Source organism: Ruegeria sp. (genome assembly GCF_965243365.1).
In the GTDB taxonomy this organism is placed as follows: domain Bacteria; phylum Pseudomonadota; class Alphaproteobacteria; order Rhodobacterales; family Rhodobacteraceae; genus Ruegeria.
In genome coordinates this window covers 59,374-77,673 of record NZ_CBDEUW010000002.1, presented here as the reverse complement: position 1 = coordinate 77,673, position 18,300 = coordinate 59,374, and the positions used below count along the sequence as shown (strand labels likewise).

General features: G+C 56.9%; 13 protein-coding genes. 4 read left to right on the top strand and 9 right to left on the bottom strand.

All coding sequences use genetic code 11. The features are described from left to right. Position 1: 1 nt before the first annotated feature. From ACP0GE_RS04125 to ACP0GE_RS04100, 6 genes are all read right to left on the bottom strand, one after another. Entirely contained in the window at positions 2-1,147 is a 1,146-nt protein-coding gene (locus ACP0GE_RS04125) for a cytochrome D1 domain-containing protein (protein ID WP_424830733.1), read from the bottom strand. Continuing rightward, positions 1,144-1,530: a c-type cytochrome gene (locus tag ACP0GE_RS04120; protein ID WP_424830732.1), complete on the bottom strand. Its 387-nt coding sequence runs from the start codon at positions 1,528-1,530 to the stop codon at positions 1,144-1,146. Before ACP0GE_RS04120 ends, ACP0GE_RS04125 begins: the two co-directional genes overlap by 4 nt. Beyond that, on the bottom strand, positions 1,523-2,284 hold the full coding sequence (gene cobA / locus ACP0GE_RS04115; protein WP_424830731.1) for a uroporphyrinogen-III C-methyltransferase: 762 nt from the start codon (positions 2,282-2,284) through the stop codon (positions 1,523-1,525). Before cobA ends, ACP0GE_RS04120 begins: the two co-directional genes overlap by 8 nt. 199 nt (positions 2,285-2,483) lie before the next feature. Continuing rightward, a complete protein-coding gene (locus ACP0GE_RS04110; protein ID WP_424830730.1) occupies positions 2,484-2,885 on the bottom strand; it encodes a cupredoxin domain-containing protein in 402 nt (133 codons plus the stop codon). 55 nt (positions 2,886-2,940) lie between these two features. Continuing rightward, on the bottom strand, positions 2,941-4,725 hold the full coding sequence (locus ACP0GE_RS04105) for a NapC/NirT family cytochrome c (RefSeq protein ID WP_424830729.1): 1,785 nt from the start codon (positions 4,723-4,725) through the stop codon (positions 2,941-2,943). 122 nt (positions 4,726-4,847) lie between these two features. Continuing rightward, positions 4,848-6,524, bottom strand: coding sequence for a cytochrome D1 domain-containing protein (locus tag ACP0GE_RS04100; protein WP_424830728.1), 1,677 nt, complete (start codon positions 6,522-6,524; stop codon positions 4,848-4,850). A gap of 243 nt (positions 6,525-6,767) precedes the next feature. Here ACP0GE_RS04100 and ACP0GE_RS04095 point away from each other — a divergent pair, with 243 nt between their 5' ends. Further along, positions 6,768-7,961, top strand: a complete 1,194-nt coding sequence (locus tag ACP0GE_RS04095; RefSeq protein ID WP_424830727.1) for an NnrS family protein — start codon at positions 6,768-6,770, stop codon at positions 7,959-7,961. A gap of 8 nt (positions 7,962-7,969) precedes the next feature. Here the strand turns inward: ACP0GE_RS04095 and ACP0GE_RS04090 are convergent, their stop codons facing one another. Further along, positions 7,970-8,422, bottom strand: coding sequence for a Hint domain-containing protein (locus tag ACP0GE_RS04090; protein ID WP_424830726.1), 453 nt, complete (start codon positions 8,420-8,422; stop codon positions 7,970-7,972). Between the two features lie 68 nt (positions 8,423-8,490). Here ACP0GE_RS04090 and ACP0GE_RS04085 point away from each other — a divergent pair, with 68 nt between their 5' ends. Together ACP0GE_RS04085 and ACP0GE_RS04080 are read left to right on the top strand one after the other, a co-directional pair. Further along, a complete protein-coding gene (locus ACP0GE_RS04085) occupies positions 8,491-9,591 on the top strand; it encodes a tyrosine-type recombinase/integrase (RefSeq protein ID WP_424830725.1) in 1,101 nt (366 codons plus the stop codon). Then, positions 9,588-10,703, top strand: a complete 1,116-nt coding sequence (locus tag ACP0GE_RS04080) for a tyrosine-type recombinase/integrase (RefSeq protein ID WP_424830724.1) — start codon at positions 9,588-9,590, stop codon at positions 10,701-10,703. Before ACP0GE_RS04085 ends, ACP0GE_RS04080 begins: the two co-directional genes overlap by 4 nt. Positions 10,704-10,947: 244 nt before the next feature. Here the strand turns inward: ACP0GE_RS04080 and ACP0GE_RS04075 are convergent, their stop codons facing one another. Next, complete coding sequence (locus ACP0GE_RS04075) at positions 10,948-14,760, bottom strand: SIR2 family protein (protein WP_424830723.1); 3,813 nt, start codon at positions 14,758-14,760, stop codon at positions 10,948-10,950. Between the two features lie 93 nt (positions 14,761-14,853). After that, positions 14,854-16,001, bottom strand: a protein-coding gene (locus ACP0GE_RS04070; RefSeq protein ID WP_424830722.1) for an IS630 family transposase whose coding sequence is annotated in 2 segments (ribosomal slippage) — positions 14,854-15,554 and positions 15,554-16,001 — 1,149 coding nt in all. Because the reading frame shifts where the segments join, the coding sequence is not laid out codon by codon here. A gap of 346 nt (positions 16,002-16,347) precedes the next feature. Between ACP0GE_RS04070 and ACP0GE_RS04065 the strand changes: the two genes are divergently transcribed. Beyond that, positions 16,348-18,294, top strand: a complete 1,947-nt coding sequence (locus tag ACP0GE_RS04065; protein WP_424830721.1) for an ATP-binding protein — start codon at positions 16,348-16,350, stop codon at positions 18,292-18,294. Positions 18,295-18,300: the final 6 nt, after the last annotated feature.

Sequence of the window (18,300 nt, the reverse complement as noted above, 5' to 3'; positions counted from 1 at the left end):
CTTACAGGCCCGTTCTGTGTGCACGCGCCGTGAAAAAGATGCCCGAAGGGCTGTCTGCTTCAATCTCGCGCAATTTTTCAAAGGAGTGTGTGTCGTAGACCATGACCTTGTTCGCGTCGCGGACACTAAGCCAGACCTCGTGCCCACGCGGCGTGAATTCCATATGCAGCACGGCCGGGCCGGGTTTGAATTCGTGAATGATCTCTTTGCTGACAGAGTCGATCACTTGGATCGTGTCGTTTAACGGGTGGGCGAAGTTCACCCAGACCTGCCGCCCATCGGGCCGTGCCATGGCAAAGACCGGCTGGCCGTGCGTCTTGGTGCGCCCGGTTTCGGTCAGAGTGTCGGCATCGATCCACAACACTTCGTGATGGCCAACGGCGGGCAGAACAAATTCGCGTCCGGTCAACGCCCAGCCTTCGAGGTGGGGCATCTTGTAGACCGGCATCTCTTCCTGTCCGCGCCCATAATTGGGCAGCACGCGGATGGGTTCAGGTGTCTCGGCCCAGAGATCCAGTGCGGTCAGGCCGTCTTCGCCGAACAGGCCGGTGATATAGATGCGGCCATTTGCGGTGATCAGGGCGTCATAGGGGTTCTTGCCCATATCGGGGATTTTGGTGATCGCGGGCTCACCTTCGGAGAAATCGGCAATCCAGGTCTCGCCCGTATCCCACATGGTAAAGACAAATCGGCGGCCCGGCGCATCGACCAGACCGATGGTTTTGCTGTTGGTGGGGATGTCGGCCACCATCTCGAGCGTATCCGCATCAAAGACGCGCACGCCTCCGGGCTCATAGTTCGACACGGCCACCAGTTCACCGTCATCCGAGATCGCGCCACCAATGGCGTTGCCTGCCTGCACGACACGGTTCACGATCTCACGCGTGACGATGTCAACCTTGGTCAAACCGCCGTCACGTCCGAAGACATAGGCGAAACGTTCGTCGGGCGAATAGACAAGTGAGGCATGGGACAGATCGCCCAGCCCCTGGATCCGGGCCAAAGCGGCGCGGTCGGATTGGTCCACCAGCAGCACCGAGCCCTTGGTCCGCTCGATCACAAGACCCAGGTCTCCGGTCGCGGTGGGTTCGGCCTGCGCAGTGGTCATCATCAATGTGGCCGCAAGGCCAAGGATGAACTGTTTCATTGTTCCTCCTGCTCTAACAGGTAACGGGCAATCCATTCGGCCTCTTCTTCACTGATCAGGGGGCGCCACGGGGGCATCGCGGTGTCGGGGATGCCATCGAGGATGACCCCGGTCAGGATTTCAGCGTCATAGTGTTCCAGCGTCTCAGAGCGTAGATCAGGGCCAAGACCGCCTTTCAGCGAAAGGCCGTGGCACGAGCCGCAGTCTTGATGCACAAGGCGCTTTAACGCGTTGGGGTCGAGCGTGTCGGCAGCGAAGGCGGTTGTGGCCACAAGCACGGCAGAGGTGAGAAGAACTGAGGGCAGCGACCTGCCGCGGGGGGTGGTACGGCGCGGCCCGGCGGTGCCACCGGGCGCAATACAACGATGTCCAAGCTTAGCCATGGGCTTGCTCCAACAATTCGGCCACAGGCTGTTCCGCATAAAGCGAAACCACTTTGCCGATGATGAACAGCGTCGGTGCTTTCAGGTCAGCCTCGCGTACATCCGCCGCCAACCGTTCCAGCCGGGACACCAAACGGCGCTCGTCTGGTGTGGTGGCCTTGCCAACGGCCAGAACAGGGGTTGATCCGGAAAGCTTTTCGGTCATCAACCCCATGGCGATCTGGCCGATATTAGCGACGCCCATATAGACTACCAGTGTCGATTCAGGATCGGCCAACCGCTTCCAGTCCAGGTCCAGAACCTTGTCCGCTTGCCGATGGCCGGTGACGTATTGGACCGAGGTCGCCAGCCCGCGATGGGTCAACGGGACACCGGTCGAACAGGATGCGCCTTGCGCCGCTGTAATACCCGGTGCGTATTCAACGGTGACGCCGTGGGCCATCAGATAGGCAGCCTCTTCCGAGCCGCGTCCGAAAATCATCGGGTCGCCGCCTTTCAGCCGCGCCACGGTGTGGCCAGCGCGCGCCTCCTCCAACAGGATTTCGTTGATCCGGTCCTGAGGTACGGTATGGCATTTGGGGGCCTTACCCACTGGGATCAGCCGCGCGCCTTCGGCATGCATCGCCAGTATTTCGGCTGACACGAGACGGTCGTAAACCACCACATCCGCCTGTTGCAGCAGACGCAGGGCGCGCAGGGTCATCAGCTCTGGGTCGCCCGGACCGGCACCGATCAGAAAAACCTTACCGCTCATGTGCAAACTCGCTTGTTCTGAAAGTCTTCGGAACCCGGCGTTGCCTGTGCGAATCCGGTGAAAATACGGGACGTTGCTAGGTGGGCCGGGCGTGTCATGGGCAAAGGATCGCGCAATGCCCGCGCGATTGCCTTGACTAAAGTTAAGGAGCGCAGGAATTGCGCCCGCGCTCCTTTTCACACCTGTAATTTGCCCGGTCTCAGGGTTCGACGTTGATCATTCCGATCATGTTCTGCGTCTCCCAGTGCGGTCCGCACAGGTAGTCTTGCGGGCCGGGGGTGAGGAATGTCAGCTCGAATGTTTCCTCGGGGAAAAGCCGGTCGCTCTCGGGTTCGCTTCCGTCTTTCAACAACACGCTATGGCTGGTGCGTTTGTCCACATTCACCCAGCGCACGGTCGTGCCCGGTTTTACGGTCAGTTCAAATGGGCAGAAGTTATATTTGTACATCAGCACGACTTTGGCGTCTTCAACAGCGGAAGAGGGCTGGCCGAACAGCTCAACATAACGTTCTTCGGCCTCGGCGCAGATTTCGGTGGCTTCATCTGCCCACACCGGGGCAGCCAGAAACAGCAGCGCAGGAAGAAGGCGTTGGGGTTTCATCGTCCAGGTCTCCTTTCCGAAAGGGGCAGGGGCCGGTTACTCCGGCCCCCATCCGTTATTGTTTGACCACATTGATATTGGCGCCGTCATCATCCAGCGCGAGGCTGGTATTCAGCGTCACATGGTGGAACCGTGCGGCGGCGTAGTCGTCATGGATCGCGAAGCCGACCGTGTATGTCTGACCCGGCTCCAAAGGAATATCTCCCGGGGCGCCGGAATTCAGCGGCCTTGAGAATACCACGGTCCACATACCGCCAGCCAGGTTGGCCGAGGCGGCAATTTCACCTTCATTCACAACACGTTGCTCCAACAAGTAGCCATTGGTGGCACTGCCGTCAGCGTAGACACGCATCAAGTCCAGATAGGTGCCATCGGCAAGGTATTGCTCGATCTGTTCGGCGGCCTGCAGCTTGTCCCAACCACCCAGAGCTTTGCCGCGGCGACCCCTGACCTCAATTTCCGTGCGGCTTTCGCTGATATATTTGGTCACTGTGTCTTGGATGTTCATACGGCCGGTGAAATCACCATTGGCGGCAATCGCGTCCGCACCCGGGTCAAAAGGCATATAGCTGTTGTCCGCGTGGCACGACGCCCAGCAGCCCACCTGATCGCCCAGTTCAATCCCGGTGCCAGTGATCATCACGGCGACCTTGATCTGGTTGTCCGGGTCCATTTTGCCACCGTCGACAAACGGGGCAGGGTTGTGACCCGCATCCGGCCATTGCAGGCGCACGTACAGATTTTCATCGTCATGTGCCGCCTGAACGGTTGCGTCGATCACACCGCGTTTGCCGGGGATCGGGGTTGGTTCGAGATCCCCACCGGCGACAATCTTGTTGCCGATTGCATCCAGTTCCGCCGCGTGACAGGTGGTGCACTGATCGCCCCCTTTGGTCAAAGGACGAGCACCGCCATGAGATTTGCCGTTCTGCACCCATTCAAATGATGCCTGACCGGGGTAGAACAGCTTGAGGTCGGCGCTGGCGACAGCGTTCCAGTCGATATTTCCACCAACGTCACTTCCACCACCAGCCGGGGCTGCGGCCTCGTCACCGGCGGCATTGGCGCGTTCTTCGGCCAGAGCTGCGTCAACTGCTGCTGCGATTTGGGCCTGCACGGCCTCTTGTTGCGCTTTCTTGGCGGCTTTTTCGGCTTCGGCGACGGCGGCCTCTTCGGCTTCGATCCGTTCGAGGCTGGCCAGATACTCCGCCGGGATTTCCCGGATGAACGCGGGGTTCGGGGCTTCCAGCTGTTCCAGATACTCTTCATCCGCCCGGTCGCGGGCATCCGAGTGCGCAATCCCCTTATGACAGTCGATGCAGGTTTGCCCCACTGTCATCGCGTTCAGGTGTTGCTGACGGGCGCGGGGTTTCTGAAACTCGGGCATCATCGATTCAAAATCGTGGCAGTTGCGGCACTCGCGCGAGTCAGTGGCCTTCATCCGTTCCCATTCGTTCATGGCCAGATGCACACGCTTGGCTTCGAACTTCTCGCGTGTGTTGATCGAGCCAACCATCTTGCCATACAGCTCTCTGGACGCCTTGATCTTGCGGATCATTTTGTGGGTCCAGTCCTTGGGCACGTGGCAATCGGAACAGACGGCACCTACGCCCGACCGGTTCACGTCGTGGATCGTACCGGTGTATTCTTCGTAGACGAAATCGCGCATCTCGTGGCACGAGACGCAGAATTCCTTGGTGTTTGTCGCTTCCATTGCGGTGTTGAATCCGCCCCAGAAGATAATGCCGGCGGCAAAGGCCGCGGCAATGCCGGCCAGGGGCATCCCCCACAGGAAATACCGGCGCCAGATCGGTGGCTTTTTGTCAGGTTCGGAGGTCATATCCGGGCTCCGTTATGGCTTTCTTGACTGGCCCGGCGTGTCAGACCGGTGCGTTTGGCTGAGGGGAAAACGAGGAAAGGGCGGGCGAGGGGCCCGCCCTTTCCGATGTTGGTTGCGAGCCGTCAGGTGACGTGGTTCGACCGGTTGTAGACGTTGAACTTGCCGGTCGGGGCAAACAGACCCTTCACGCGGCCGATCTCTTCCAGCGTCTTGGCGTCGAAGATCACGATCTCACCGTTAGGCTCTTTCGAGGTCGAGCGGTTCCATTTGGAAACCCAAACCTCGGAACCATCCTGGTTGAACTCGAAGTGGACGGCGACGTTACCTTCCTCTTCGGTGATCTGGATCGTTTTCACGATCTCACCGGTTGCCTTGTCGATAACCTGCACCGATTGCTGGATCTCAGGTTCGGGGTGCTTGGTCTGGTCGGCCCAGATGTAGTCGGACGTCGGGTGGGTCCTGATGAACAGGCCGGGGCCGTCGGTTTCCACCTCATAGCAGACTTTCCAGGCGTCATCCGGGCGCGCATCAGGATCGTTGCCCCAGACAGTCACAACGCCTTCACCCAAGTGGGTTGTACCGGCGACAGGACCGCAATTCGGGTCATCCCAGTTTGCGCCCGGACCGGGGTGCGGCAGCGGCGCTGTGTCGATCAAAGCCTCCAGCTTGTGGGTTTCGGTATCAACGACGACCATCTTGTTCGACGCGTTCGCGGCAATCTGGAAAAAGCGACCGGTTGGATCAAAGAACCCGTCATGCAGGAACTTGGCGCTGTCGATCTTGTCGATCCGCAGGTTCTCGAGGTCGGTGTAGTCCACCTGCCAGAGCTGACCGAGCTCCTTCACGGCGACGATCCATGTGGGTTCGTTCGGGGTGGTGTAGATGGCGGCCACGCGGGCCTCTTCAACATAGTCCCCGTCCACATTGTAGCCGCGGGTCGAGACGACCTTTTTCGGCTCCATCGTGTGGGCATCAACGATGGCGAAATGCGGCGGCCAATAGGCGCCACCGATCACGTATTTACCATCACCCGATACGGCCACGTCGCGGGCGTCATAGCCAATGGTAACCTCGGCTACCAGCATGTTCTCGGGGTTCTGCCACAGATCGATCTTGGTCATCTTGCCGTCGCGGCCCATCGTGTACCAGAAGCGACCCGGGTTTTCCGGCTCTTCCAGTTTGTGGTGCTCGGACGCTTTCAGCACGTGCACCGCGTAACCGGTCGGAATATGGGCCAGCACTTCCTTGGTGTCGCCGTCGATCACGGCAACCTTGCCCACGTCACGTTCGATGACCACAAAGAAGTTTTCCCAGTTGCGGCCATGCAGCGGCTCGGTCGGGTAATCTTCAGGTTCGACATAGACCTTGCGGGTCGCCATCATTTGCTCAAGCGACATTTCCGGCGGCTTAGGCGGCTCCATCTGGATATAGGTCGCCATATCGCGGATCTCGTCCTCGGTCATGACGTCCGAGAAGTTGTTCATCCCGCCTTCGGTGCCCCATGCGATGATCTTTTCAAGCCGGTCCTGTCCCAGTTTCAGGGTACCGGACTCGGTTACAGTGCCATCGGCGTTCTTTGTTTCGACCAACGGCTCAAGGCTTCTGCCGGTGGCCCCTTTACGCAGCACGCCGTGGCAGCCTGCGCAACGTTCAAAGTAAAGTTGTTTGGACGATTCAAACGCCTCTTTGCTGAGGGTTGGCTCATCGGCGAGGGCTGGTGCAGCGACACTGCCAAGCAACATCGCCAAACCGACCCCAAAGGCGCGGCCAGTTTTGTTGTAGCTGATTCCAAGTGACATGATCACTCTCCGTTTGCGTGGTGAGGCAGGTCCAAGGGTGAGACATTGCGCGGGGCTACTCCTTGACGAAAGTCAACGGAGGGGGCGCAAAACGGCAGACAAATCCGGAATTCAAGGAAAAAGGCGGTCCTAAAAACCTGTGTTTTCCGGTCATATTTTGCAGGTCTTGATATTTGTTAAGAGGGTCGAGACCTGTCGCCACTAGGTTTTGAGACAACAACACCATGGCCAAGGAGAGCAGGCATGTCGGCAGCGATCGCGCGTGTTTTGGGCGAGGGGTTTCGTGTGTTTTTCCTGTCGGCGGGTCTTTATGGATTGTTTGCTGGCAGTGCCTGGGGCGTGTGGTTGATGACCCAGACCGGGGCGATTCCATATGAAGATCCTACATATTCCATGACGCCTCCCATGTGGCACGCGCATGAGATGATCTTTGGCTATGCAACCGCGGCCTTGGGCGGGTTCTTTCTGACGGCCGTTCCCAACTGGACCGGCGCACCAGAGGCGCGCGCGCGTTTTATCACTCTGGCCGCAGCGCTATGGCTGGCGGGACGCTTGGCCATGTGGTTCTCGGCATCAATGCCTCCGATGCTGGTGGCTGCCATTGATTTGGCCTTTGTGCCCGTTCTGGCGGTCAAGATCGCGTCTCAATTGATCCGCCGACCTAAACCGCAAAACATGGTATTCTTGCTGCTGCTGAGCTGCATCTGGATCGCGAACCTGATGACACATCTGCAATGGATGGGGATGACGGGCGAGACGTTACAAACCGGCTTGCGCGCCGGGTTGCTGACCCTTTGCGCGATGATTGCCATTCTTGGCGGGCGGATTACCCCCGCGTTTACCCGCAACGCGATGAAACGTGCTGGTGAGCCGGAAGCTGCGTGGCCGGTTTCTGTACCGGTTCTGGACAAAGCCGGGATGGTCATTGCTCTGACGCTGCCTGTGGCAGTTCTCGCACTGGGCGGCGGGGCGGTGGCAGGTGTTCTGGCTTTGATTCTGGGTGCCCTGCAAATCCTGCGCATGGCCCGGTGGCGATCCGGCTGGGCGCTCAGGCAGCCGATCCTGATTGCGCTGCACCTTGGTTTAGGAATGCTGGCTTTTGGATTGATCTTATGGGGTTTTGCGGCGTTCGGCGTCGGCGATGAGGTGGCTGCGTTGCACGTGTTGGGCATCGGCTGTGTCGGCGGGATGACCCTTGCCGTGATGAGCCGCGCGGCGCTTGGGCATTCCGGTCGAGCTTTGATCGCGCCGCCTGCAATGGTAGTGGCTTACGGATTGATGGCCGCCGCCGCTGTTCTGCGGTGGCTGGGCACCGGACTAAGCACCGAGTATCTGACCGCCATGCTGGTCGCGGACGGCCTGTGGGTGTGCGCCATTGCCCTGTACCTGATCGCCATGTGGCCAGCGTTGACCGGCCCACGCCCGTCGCACGCTTGACGGCTGGATCAGGCGCTTTCGATCAGCGCCCGGCTGTTCTTGACATGCCGCTGTACCATATTGCGCATCTGCCGCCCCTTTGCGGGGATCGGACGTGCGGGTGGTGGCAGATATCCGGGCATTTCCAGCTCGGGGAACAGTTCCAGAATCTCTGCGCGCGCAGCCGCCGGTACACTTTTGAGCGCCTCGGTTCCGGTAAAGAGGCTTTCCGAGGGTGCGCCTTCGGCAAAGACGATTTCGTGTTGCTCGAATAGCATGTGATAATACTCGACCGCTGTGACGGTCTCATCGATCGAGATCCCGGGGGTGCCCGTCAGAACATGGGCTGGAACCAGAATCTCATCCGTGTCGAACATGCGTACTGCAATCGAGGACCGGATCAGCATCCGGTGTTGCCGTGACACCAGCAGCCGCACCTTCGGTGCTAAGTCTCTGAAACAGGGTTTCTTTTTTCCTCTCAAAGTCAAGGTTTCGGATGGAAAGCTACGCGTTTCTGTCCGGCACCGCAACCGGACGGAGGAAAAAACTCATGCCACGACTCACCGATGCGCGGGTGCGCGACCTGCGCGCGAAGAAAACCACACGGAACATTCGGGACACCGCCCTCGCGGGGTTCGGCGTCAGGGTTCTTCCCAGTGGCCGGAAGCGGTTCTTCCTGCACAGCCAGCACGATGGGCAACGCATATGGAAGATCGTAGGCGACCCCGCCGACATGACAGTGGCCGAGGCCCGAGATCGGGCACGGGACCTGTTGGCATCCATTCGGTCGGGACAGCCCGATGGGGAGACGCTGTTCGAGACCGTCGCGGAAGAAGCATTCCGCCGCCATGGCCGCCAGTGGAAGCAAAGCACGCTGTCAAGGAACCGGAACTACCTCGACAAGCACATCCTGCCCCGGTTCGCGGGACAGCCTATTACCGACATTACGGCGCAGGATGTGAGAGACTGGTTTGCAGAGATGCACGCAACGCCCGTGTCGGCAGACCGTTCGATGCCCGTCCTGTCGGTCATCATGACAGTGGCCGAAGCAGAGGGCCTGCGCCCGGAAGGGTCCAACCCATGCAAGGGGATCAAGAGATACAGGCGGCAGAACCGGGAGCGGTTTCTGTCCGATGCCGAGTTTAGCCGTTTGGGTCAGGCGCTGAGCAGCGCGGCTCCCTCAGTGGTCGTGTCGCTCATCCGGCTTCTTGCGCTGACAGGATGCCGGTCCAGCGAGATCAGAACCCTTCGCTGGGCGGACTATCGTGACGGGCATATCTTCCTGCGCGACAGCAAGACGGGTCCGCGCACGGTTTGGATGTCAGAGGCGGCACGGGAAGTACTCGACGCGCTTCCCCGCACCTCGCCTTGGGTCTTTCCCGGACGCAAAGGATCGGTGACAGAAACGATGCTCACCCGCACTTGGGCCAATATCCGCAGGGAAGCTGGTTTGAACGACGTCCGGTTGCACGATCTTCGGCATTCCTATGCGAGTGTCGCCATCACGAGCGGGGAAACTGTTCTCGCGGTGGGCCGGCTTCTGGGGCATCGCGACCCGGAAACCACCCTCAAATATGCGCACCACACGGAGGCCGACACGGAAAGAGCCGCGACCGCGATGGGTACGGTTCTCGGGGGGACACGGACATGAGGGTGGTTCGATTGACGGATACGCGTGCGAAGCGGTTCAAGCCGTCCGCGCGAGAATACTCGGTTCAGGACAAGACTGTCCCGTCCCTCAGCCTACGGGTCTATCCCACGGGCACAAAAGCATGGACCTGTAAAGTGGACGGGCGCAAGGTGTCGCTGGGCCGAGGCGATTTAATGTCCGTCGAGAATGCGCGCCGCGCATGCCTCCGGTTGCAGGTTGACGGGATCGCACCGCGCAGGGACTTGCCGACCTACTGGGTTTTCGTGGAGGATGTCTGGCGCGAAACATGGTCCACGCGATGCAAGCCAAATACCGTCAGGGAGTGGGATCATATTCTGACGCGGCAACTGCTGCCCGCCTTCGGGTCGTTGCGGCTTGACCGGATTACCCGAAAGGCCATCGAGGACTGGTTTGATGCCTACAGCGCCTCCGCGCCAGGCGGCGCGAACCATGCGCTCAAGCTTCTGCGACAGAGTCTGAACTTTGCCGTTGAGCGCGGCCTCATCGACAGCAACCCGGCGGGGTCCGTGCTTCTGAACCGGCGACCGAAGCTGACACGGTTCCTGTCGCGGGATGAGATAGCGCGGTTGAACGCGGCGCTGGACCAGCACGCAGACGGGCGCTTTAGCGTTCAAGCCGACATCATCCGTCTACTTCTGCTTACAGGTTGCCGGAGAAACGAGATTGTCCGCCTGAAACGGTGCGAGGTTGATGGAAGCCGTCTCAGGCTTGTAGACAGCAAGACGGGTCCGAGAACTGTGTATCTCAGCCCAGAGGCCCGCGCGATCATCGAACGGCGCATGATGATAGCGCCCGGCGCGTATCTGTTTCCGTCGCCACTGAACCCCGAGCATCCGATCTCGGATGATTTGGCGCTCTGGTACAGGATTCGGCGGGAGATCGGGATAGAGGATGTGCGCCTGCATGATCTGAGACACAGCTATGCAAGCCAGTGCGTGATGGCGGGCGTTCCCCTGCCGGTGGTCTCGAAACTGTTGGGACACAGCCAGTGCGCGATGACCCTGCGATACACCCACGCTGCTGACAGGGATGTCGAGGTGGCGGCGGAGCGGGTCGGGACGCAGATCGCGGGGTTGTTGCAGTTCGGGTGATGTGCGACGGGGCAAGTTTTTCGGGGTATTCCATAAGGCCGCACGTGGATTGCATTCGAGTATCCAACTTAGGCAATTGCAGTCGGCCATTTTCGGTAGCAATCCTTCATTTGGCTGATTGTGCTTAGGTTTGGGATGTCCAGAAAGAGAACCTTGCAAAGTTGCGTCACTGCCCTCAGCCAACCTTCATCAATTTGTAGTGATGCTGCGTGTGCAACAGACTAAGCCGACATTCTGCGGGCAATCACCTTGAGTTCCAGCGCCTGTTCAACTCGACTAATCTAGGGTCTACTAGAAGCGATGGATTTGCTTTGGCAATACGCTTCAAAGTTGCGTCTGTCTCGTAGGGCCAACTGTTTGCGTTTTCGGGAAGTGCCAAGTACAGGATTTCAAGCACGCGTTCCGGGTATTTATCTACAATATTTCCTTCTCCACGACGGATAGAAGGCAACATAATGTGGTCACGTTCAATTGGGCTAAGAAGCGGAAGGATTGCTTCCGAAATGGCCAAGAAGTTTTCTTCGTTTGAGAATGCAAGCTCAATCAAGCGGGCTGAGTTTTGCGGCGTGCGGGCGGCCTTTTGTACTGGCCATACGTTGCGCAGGAACCGTTGTTGGAGCGTCGGCCAGTGTTCGCCACCACCTCCTTCCAAAATCCACAGCGTGTGCGCCCTGAAGCCATCACCCGCATCTAGTAAGAGTTGGCGCAATTCACTGTCTGTGACGCGCTCTGCCCCAGTTTCGGAGTCGGGATAGGCCCAGCTTGAAAGCACCAACTTAGCTAGGCGGGCACGATTGTTTCTTTCGCTCTTTGTTTGGCTTGCTGCTTTAGCCAACAAATATGGTTTCAACTTTTTAAATAGGTCCATCGGTGGAGGCGTCTTCACTCCCCACAGGTAGCCCGTCCACCAAGCTTCGAGCGTGTCTTCATCGTCGGACTCCAACACGGACAAGAGGTTGTCGCTAGTCCATGCAGGATCGACGTAGTGGAACCAGTTCGACAAGCGGCTAACAAAGACCAAAGCGAAGCGGCCATTGTCACCGGGCAGGGAAAGCGCGCTTTCGACAAGTGTTTTCCATTCTTCTGGCAGTCCTTGGTTTTTCTCAAGGTCGTTGCGACGTGGATCGCGATACAACGCTTGCGCGATTTTCCCCGCAGGCGAATTCAGCGCTTCTGTCGCCCAATCCGGGTCGCGGCTCCCACGCACGATGCCGGAGCCACCAGCAGCGGGGTTTTCATTCAAGAACCCCACAAGCCGCAAGATAAGGCGTTCGAAAGTTGGAACGCATTCATTTACCAAATCGTCAGTCGTGGACAAAAGCCACTCGGATACGGGGTAGATTATGCCCCCCAACGCTTCATCGCTTGCGGCAATAATGAGTTCGGCGATGTAGTTCTTAAGGCGTCCACTGTCCTTTTGTCGTTGGTCTGAGTTCAAGTAGCGCTGCCAAGCCCATTCCGGGTATTCGCCACGCGCGGCTTCTAACCGTAGGGCAGAAATTGCCATAACCGGGTGGCTGGCGGACAAGCCCTTGAACGGATCATGCTCCACAAGCGCCAGCCCGGTTAGCCCTCCAAGTTCTTGGGCTTTCGCCAACACGTTCGAAAGTGGCTCCGATAATAGGCCACTATGCTCGGTATCGGTGCGAACCAACCCACCCAGGCTTTCCCGAGATCGGTCCGCATTCTCGGCATGTTCTGGCGACCAATCGGGGGCCGCGTTTTTCAGTCGGTTTATTTCCTCGTCGTAGTTGACGTTTAGGTTGCACCCTTTGGAATGGAGCCAATGAAGGCGTTCGGCAATATCCCACGCGCGAAGCTTTACAAAGTCATCCTCTGCTTCGTTCTTCCGGCGTTCACGGCCTTCAAGGATGCGTTCTTCAATTCGTCTGGTTGTAGGCATTGGGAGGCTTGCCCAGCGCTTTTGCAGCGTCAACAACAGGTCACGCTGGTGATGGACTTTCCAGAACGCATCACGACTAACCTTTTCGAAGAACTCGTTGAATTCCCCATTAGGAACAAGCGTTTCGAACCGGCCTGCCCATATTCTTAACCTAGCAAAAACGTTGTCGTCGCCTGTGGGCCAAGTCGCGGCCTCCTGACGCGCTTTCTCAACGTCCAGACCCAGAATCCGTTCGAATAGCGCGGCATAGGACAATACCGCACCAGCAAGACCCCTGTTGCGACCGTAAGTGCTTATATCTGGGTCGTCCGAAGGAATGATCGGGGGTATATCCATCCAACTGTAATGGCCGCGCTCAGTCTCAAGCTGAATGCCTATGTCCAAATTGCGTTTCAAAGCCGAAACAACATCGGCTAGCCATTCATCTGGTATTGAAATGTCACGACCGTCTTTATTGTAAGCCAGTTCGAGCCTTATCAAATCTTGAAGTCTGGTTTCTTGATCAACCCGTGGCGGAACTGCATTTCGGAAGTAGTTGTCGCGAGCAGTTAGACGCGGGCGCGAGAGTTTTTCATATTTTCGTATTGTTGTTTTGTTCCAGCCTACGGCCTTGACTTCATCGCGAAAACGGTACCAATCAAGGCGGTCCTCATCTATTTTGGCGCGCCAGTGTTCAAAGAGATAGTGCCACGCTTGAACAATATGGGCGGCACAGTTAGCTTCGCTTCTTTCCAAGTTCCAGCGAATGCTCTTCTGAATAACCGCATGAAGGCCGACCTGCCTTGCGCCCCACCAAACAGCAGCATTTTGATTGGCTACCTTACCAATCCACAACCCAAGATGCCCAATCCTATCCGGCAATTGGCCCGCACAGAGAGATTGACCGCCACGCATCGGTGTTATGTGAATGTCTCGCAACTCTAACCTGTCCCGGCGGTTGAGCGAAAATGCGTCCCACGCCGTCGATGGCGTTTCGCGTTTAGCATAGTGATCGTCGGGGGAAATGGGCGCAGGCACTATGTCACTTGCCAGCCCGTAGAGCGCAAAGGGGTTTACCTCATTTCCGTTTTCGTCTTGCCCCGGCTTAGAGTAACGAATTGAAGGGTCAAATACACATAGCCAAGTCGCTGGCGCGGGCGGGTCGCTGTCAAGGAATCTGCGTGCGCCTTCCTTGGTAGATACCAAATGCGTGACTTGTTCGCGTTCGAAGGGCGATAAGGATTCGGGGCCGCGCCGGGCCATTGCGATAGTTTTTGCCTGCCAGCTTTCTGGGTCGTTTGCGCGGTCGGCCCATTCCTTGAGGGTTGCCCACAGCGCTGCGTGACCGTCGTCGCTATCGTAAGGGATTGCCGTTACGCCCTTGTGCGCCCAGCGTGAAGTCGCATAGTCAGCGTCACCGGATTGAAACGCGTAGACCTCATCCAGCCGACCGTTCGACTTGTTCAGTGCTTCGAGCAAGTATTGCACCGGCGGATCGTCCGCATTGTAGCCGACAAACACCACGGAATAGCGTTCGATCACGCCTTTGAAAAAACGGGTTGCCCAACCTTCGGCAAGGTAGGCCCGCCCAAATTCAGCGCTCGACAAGACAAACCCGTCGCCCTCAGACCCATCGTAGCTTTCTGTCGCACGACCATGCAGATAGACAATTCCATTCAAATCGCCCGGCCTTGCCGGAACGGGTAGCCTTGGGGGTTGCCACGCCTCCAATCCTCGCCCGCAATCGTCAAACAATCGGTCAAAGTTGGTCGTGACCAGCTTCGTGATGCCTTCCTTGGTGGTAGCGAGGTCCAATAGGAGTTCATGTGCCCAAAGGCTAGCGCCCTTCTTTGGAGCAAGCGCTTGCGCAACCGCCCGCTCAATGTCGCGTTCGAGAAAGTCACGCTCAAGGAGGCCAAAAACACGATCAACTGAAATCAGACCTGGAACGCCAGTTCGAGCCTCTATCTCTAGGGCCTCGTGCAGAATCTTGACGGCTGGGGAGTCGTTAGGAACCCCGAGTTTTGTCAGGACTTGGCCTGCCAGACCGAAGAAATCCGGTAAACGCGCTTTCGCGCGAGAGACACCAGCACCGCAGAAAAATACCACACGCCCTTCATCCAAAGCCCAAAGCAATTCATTTGGGATGTCAGGACCGCTGCCAATGAACTGCAAAAAACTGCCCTCATCATTCGTTACGAAGTTGCGTAACAGTACTCCGTTAATTTTGCAACGACGAGATGCCTGAAAAGGCCCTAGTCCTCTGATTCATTCGATTTGCGGGTATAGTTGTGTGAGTTTGTTTCTGGCATCCTGTGTTGTGAAGTGCCAGTTGGTTTTCGAGCGCGCGGTGTTGCGGGGATTTGTCCAAGCCACGACCTCAGCTTCCAAGGTGGCTTGATCCGGGATGCGCCGATCCAGACATTGGCGGGCAAGTACACTGAGTTCGCATTCAGCGATGTTGAGCCACGATCCGTGTTTCGGAGTGTAGTGCCACTCAAACCGTTCTAAGATGCGCCGGGCCTCGGCGGGCGGGAAGGCCTTGTACAACGACGCTGTGTGGTGAGTGTTGAGGTTGTCCTGCACGAGAGCGATTTTTTCAGAATTTGGGAAGTGGATGTCGGCCAGATCGCGCAGGACATGGGCATAATCGATGGCAGTGCGCCGGGCGCGGACTGCAACATGGCGCCACCCCTCAAGTGGTGCGAACAACATAAACAAGCTGGCTACGCCTGCGCGTTCATATTCGTAGTCAAAGCGCGCCGCGCGGCCCGGACGGGCGGAGATGGCTGTACGGGTCTCGCGGGTCAGTTGCTTGAATGTCTCATCCAGGCAAACCAACGGGCGCGTCGGGTCATGCGGACGGGTGTAGACCTCCAGCACATCTTCCATTGCGGCCACGAAAGCGGCATTAGCCTTGGGTGGGATCACCCAATAGCGGTTTTGGTGCGGTTTGAGTTGGTTTTTTTGAGCACCCTATGGATCGTAGTATCGCTGGTGGCCTCGACAATACCAAGTTCCACAACCTGCTTTTCCAGAAGTCGAAGCGACCAGCGGGCATGGCCCGCGGGCGGCTCGGAACAGGCCAGCGCGATCAGCTTTGCTTCTGCTTCACCGTCGAATATCCGGGGCCGTGGTGTCGCTGGTTTCTTGCGGCTAAGTGCGGCTTCGAGCCCTTGTTCAACAAGCTGGTGGCGGGTGCGCAACACTGTCGAGGGACTGGTCTCCAAAGCGTCTGCAATCTGCGCGTCATCCCAGCCCGGGCCATCCGGGGACACGTCTGCTTTAAGCAATATCCGCGCTTTCAATAGCCGATATGCAGCAGCACAGCCTGTACGGATCATGTCCTCCAATTGAGTGCCTTCCTCCGGTGTCAGCCGAACCACAAACTTCGGCGCAGGACCTCGCTTGGCCATCTTCCATTCCTCCCAGTTTTGGCCGACAGTGATTCAGACAAAACAATCCTTGTCAAATGTGGGGAAACGAAGGACTAGACTTGCGACGACTTTCGCTATTACGTTTCTACTAGGTTCATTGTGGCGACTTGGCGAAAGTCAACTTTCCACCTTCATCTTTCAAGCCGACCGTGCTCTGAGTTGATGGAAATCATGGCGAACATGAAGGTCACGACTGCCAACGCATCTGGATAATCATTGCGGACCCCACCGATATGACGGTGAACGAAACCCGTGAGTGGACACGCATTGCAGTTAACCCGAAACTTAATATGATGCATGAAACTGCTGCATAGGAGGAGCTTTAGTGAAAATCAAAGCGCTGAAATTGGAAAATTTTCGTCGATATCGACGACCGACAACTATCGAGTTCGAAGATCTGACAGCGCTGACTGGATGCAATGATATTGGAAAATCCACTGTTTTAGAGTCGCTGGATATCTTTTTTGAAGGTGGCTCGACCAAAATCGATCAAGGCGATGCGTGCGTGTCTGGTGATCGCAGCAATGTTCGTATAAGCGTGACGTTTTGCGATCTGCCTGATCAACTCGACATGGACGCGGGTGCAGCCACAACACTTCAAGCCGAGCACCTCCTAAATGCAGATGAACACCTTGAGATCGTCAAAGTGTTTGATTGCACAAAAGCCAGTAGCCCGGTTAGAGTGTTTGCGTCAGCTTTGCACCCATCGTCTAATGCCGTTAGCGGATTGCTCTCGAAAAAGGTCACGGACCTACGTAAGCTGGTTAAAGTTGCTGGTGTGGAAGCCAATTGCCAGCAGAACAACAAACCATCCATGCGGCAAGCGCTCTACAACCATGCTGAAAACTTAGAACTGGCATTACAGGACGTGCCACTAAAAGACGAAGATGCAAAGCATGTATGGGAAGCAATCAAACGATCTCTTCCAGTTTTTGCACTGTTTCGATCTGACCGCAAAAGCACCGATCAAGATGACGAGGTTCAAGACCCAATGAAACTCGCGATCAAGTCGGCTTTGGCGCAACTGCATGATGACTTAGCTGACGTCACGCAGAAAGTGGAGCAGTTCGCGACCGAAACAGCCAATCGAACTATTGAGCAGCTCAAAACATCGTTTCCAGATTTGGATACAGCTTCGGTGCTTAAACCACAATTTCGTCCGCCAAGATGGGATTCTGTGTTCAAGCTTGATCTGGAAAGCGATGAACACATACCGCTTAACAAGCGAGGATCAGGCGTCCGGCGACTGGTGCTTCTGAGCTTTTTTCAGGCTGAAGCCGCTAGAAAGAGGACAGAGAAACTGGCGGGTCTCGCAAATGCGGCTGTACCCGTGATTTATGCTATTGAAGAGCCAGAAACTTCTCAGCACCCAGACAGTCAGGAGCGCATTGTCAGAGCGCTTCAGGAGCTTTCAACTTCGGGCGATCAAGTTATCCTAACGACCCATGTCCCGGCTCTTGCAGGCATGCTTCCAATTGAGAGCTTACGTTTCATCAATACCGATGCGGAAACTTCTGAAATCTGCGTGCAGCACGGGACTGAGGATGTTTATAAGGTCATTGCCGAAACACTCGGTGTGCTACCAGATGCATCAAATGGGGCTAACGCGAAAGTCGCAGTTGCAGTCGAAGGTCCGACCGACATTGATGCATTGATCTCATTCGGTCTGGTATTGGGAGAAGCCGGGTATGTCGAAGGTTTCGAACCCGATCAAGTCTTCTGGACGATTGGCGGTGGCGAAACTCTGAAAGACTGGGTTGAGCGACGTTACCTTGACCGCATTGGAATGCCCCAGGTGTTTCTATTCGATTCAGATCGCACTGCCGCCAATCTGCCACCGTCGCCTGCAAAACAGGCACGCATTGATGCGGTTAATGCCAGAGACGATTGCTGTGCGTTCCTGTCGAGAAAGAGAAGCATCGAAAATTATGCTCACCCCGACGCCATTGTACGACTGTCCAGCAACCAAATCACTATCGAAGACGCATTTGACTGGGATTTCGGGCACGCGGCACAAGCCTTCAAAACGGCTTTTGAACAGGCAAAACAGCAACAAGGAAAGGCACTTGCGTTTGATCCTGTTGATCTAAATGATCAACGGCTCGGCATGGGTACAAGCGAAACAAAATGCAAAAAAATCATCACCTCCTATGTCATGCGCAACATGAGCGCCGATGAAGTGTTACAACGAGGCGCTTACAAAGATGATAATGGCCACGATCAAAATGAGATTGTCGAATGGCTGACTGAAATCGCAAACCATTGTCAGTAGGCGGTC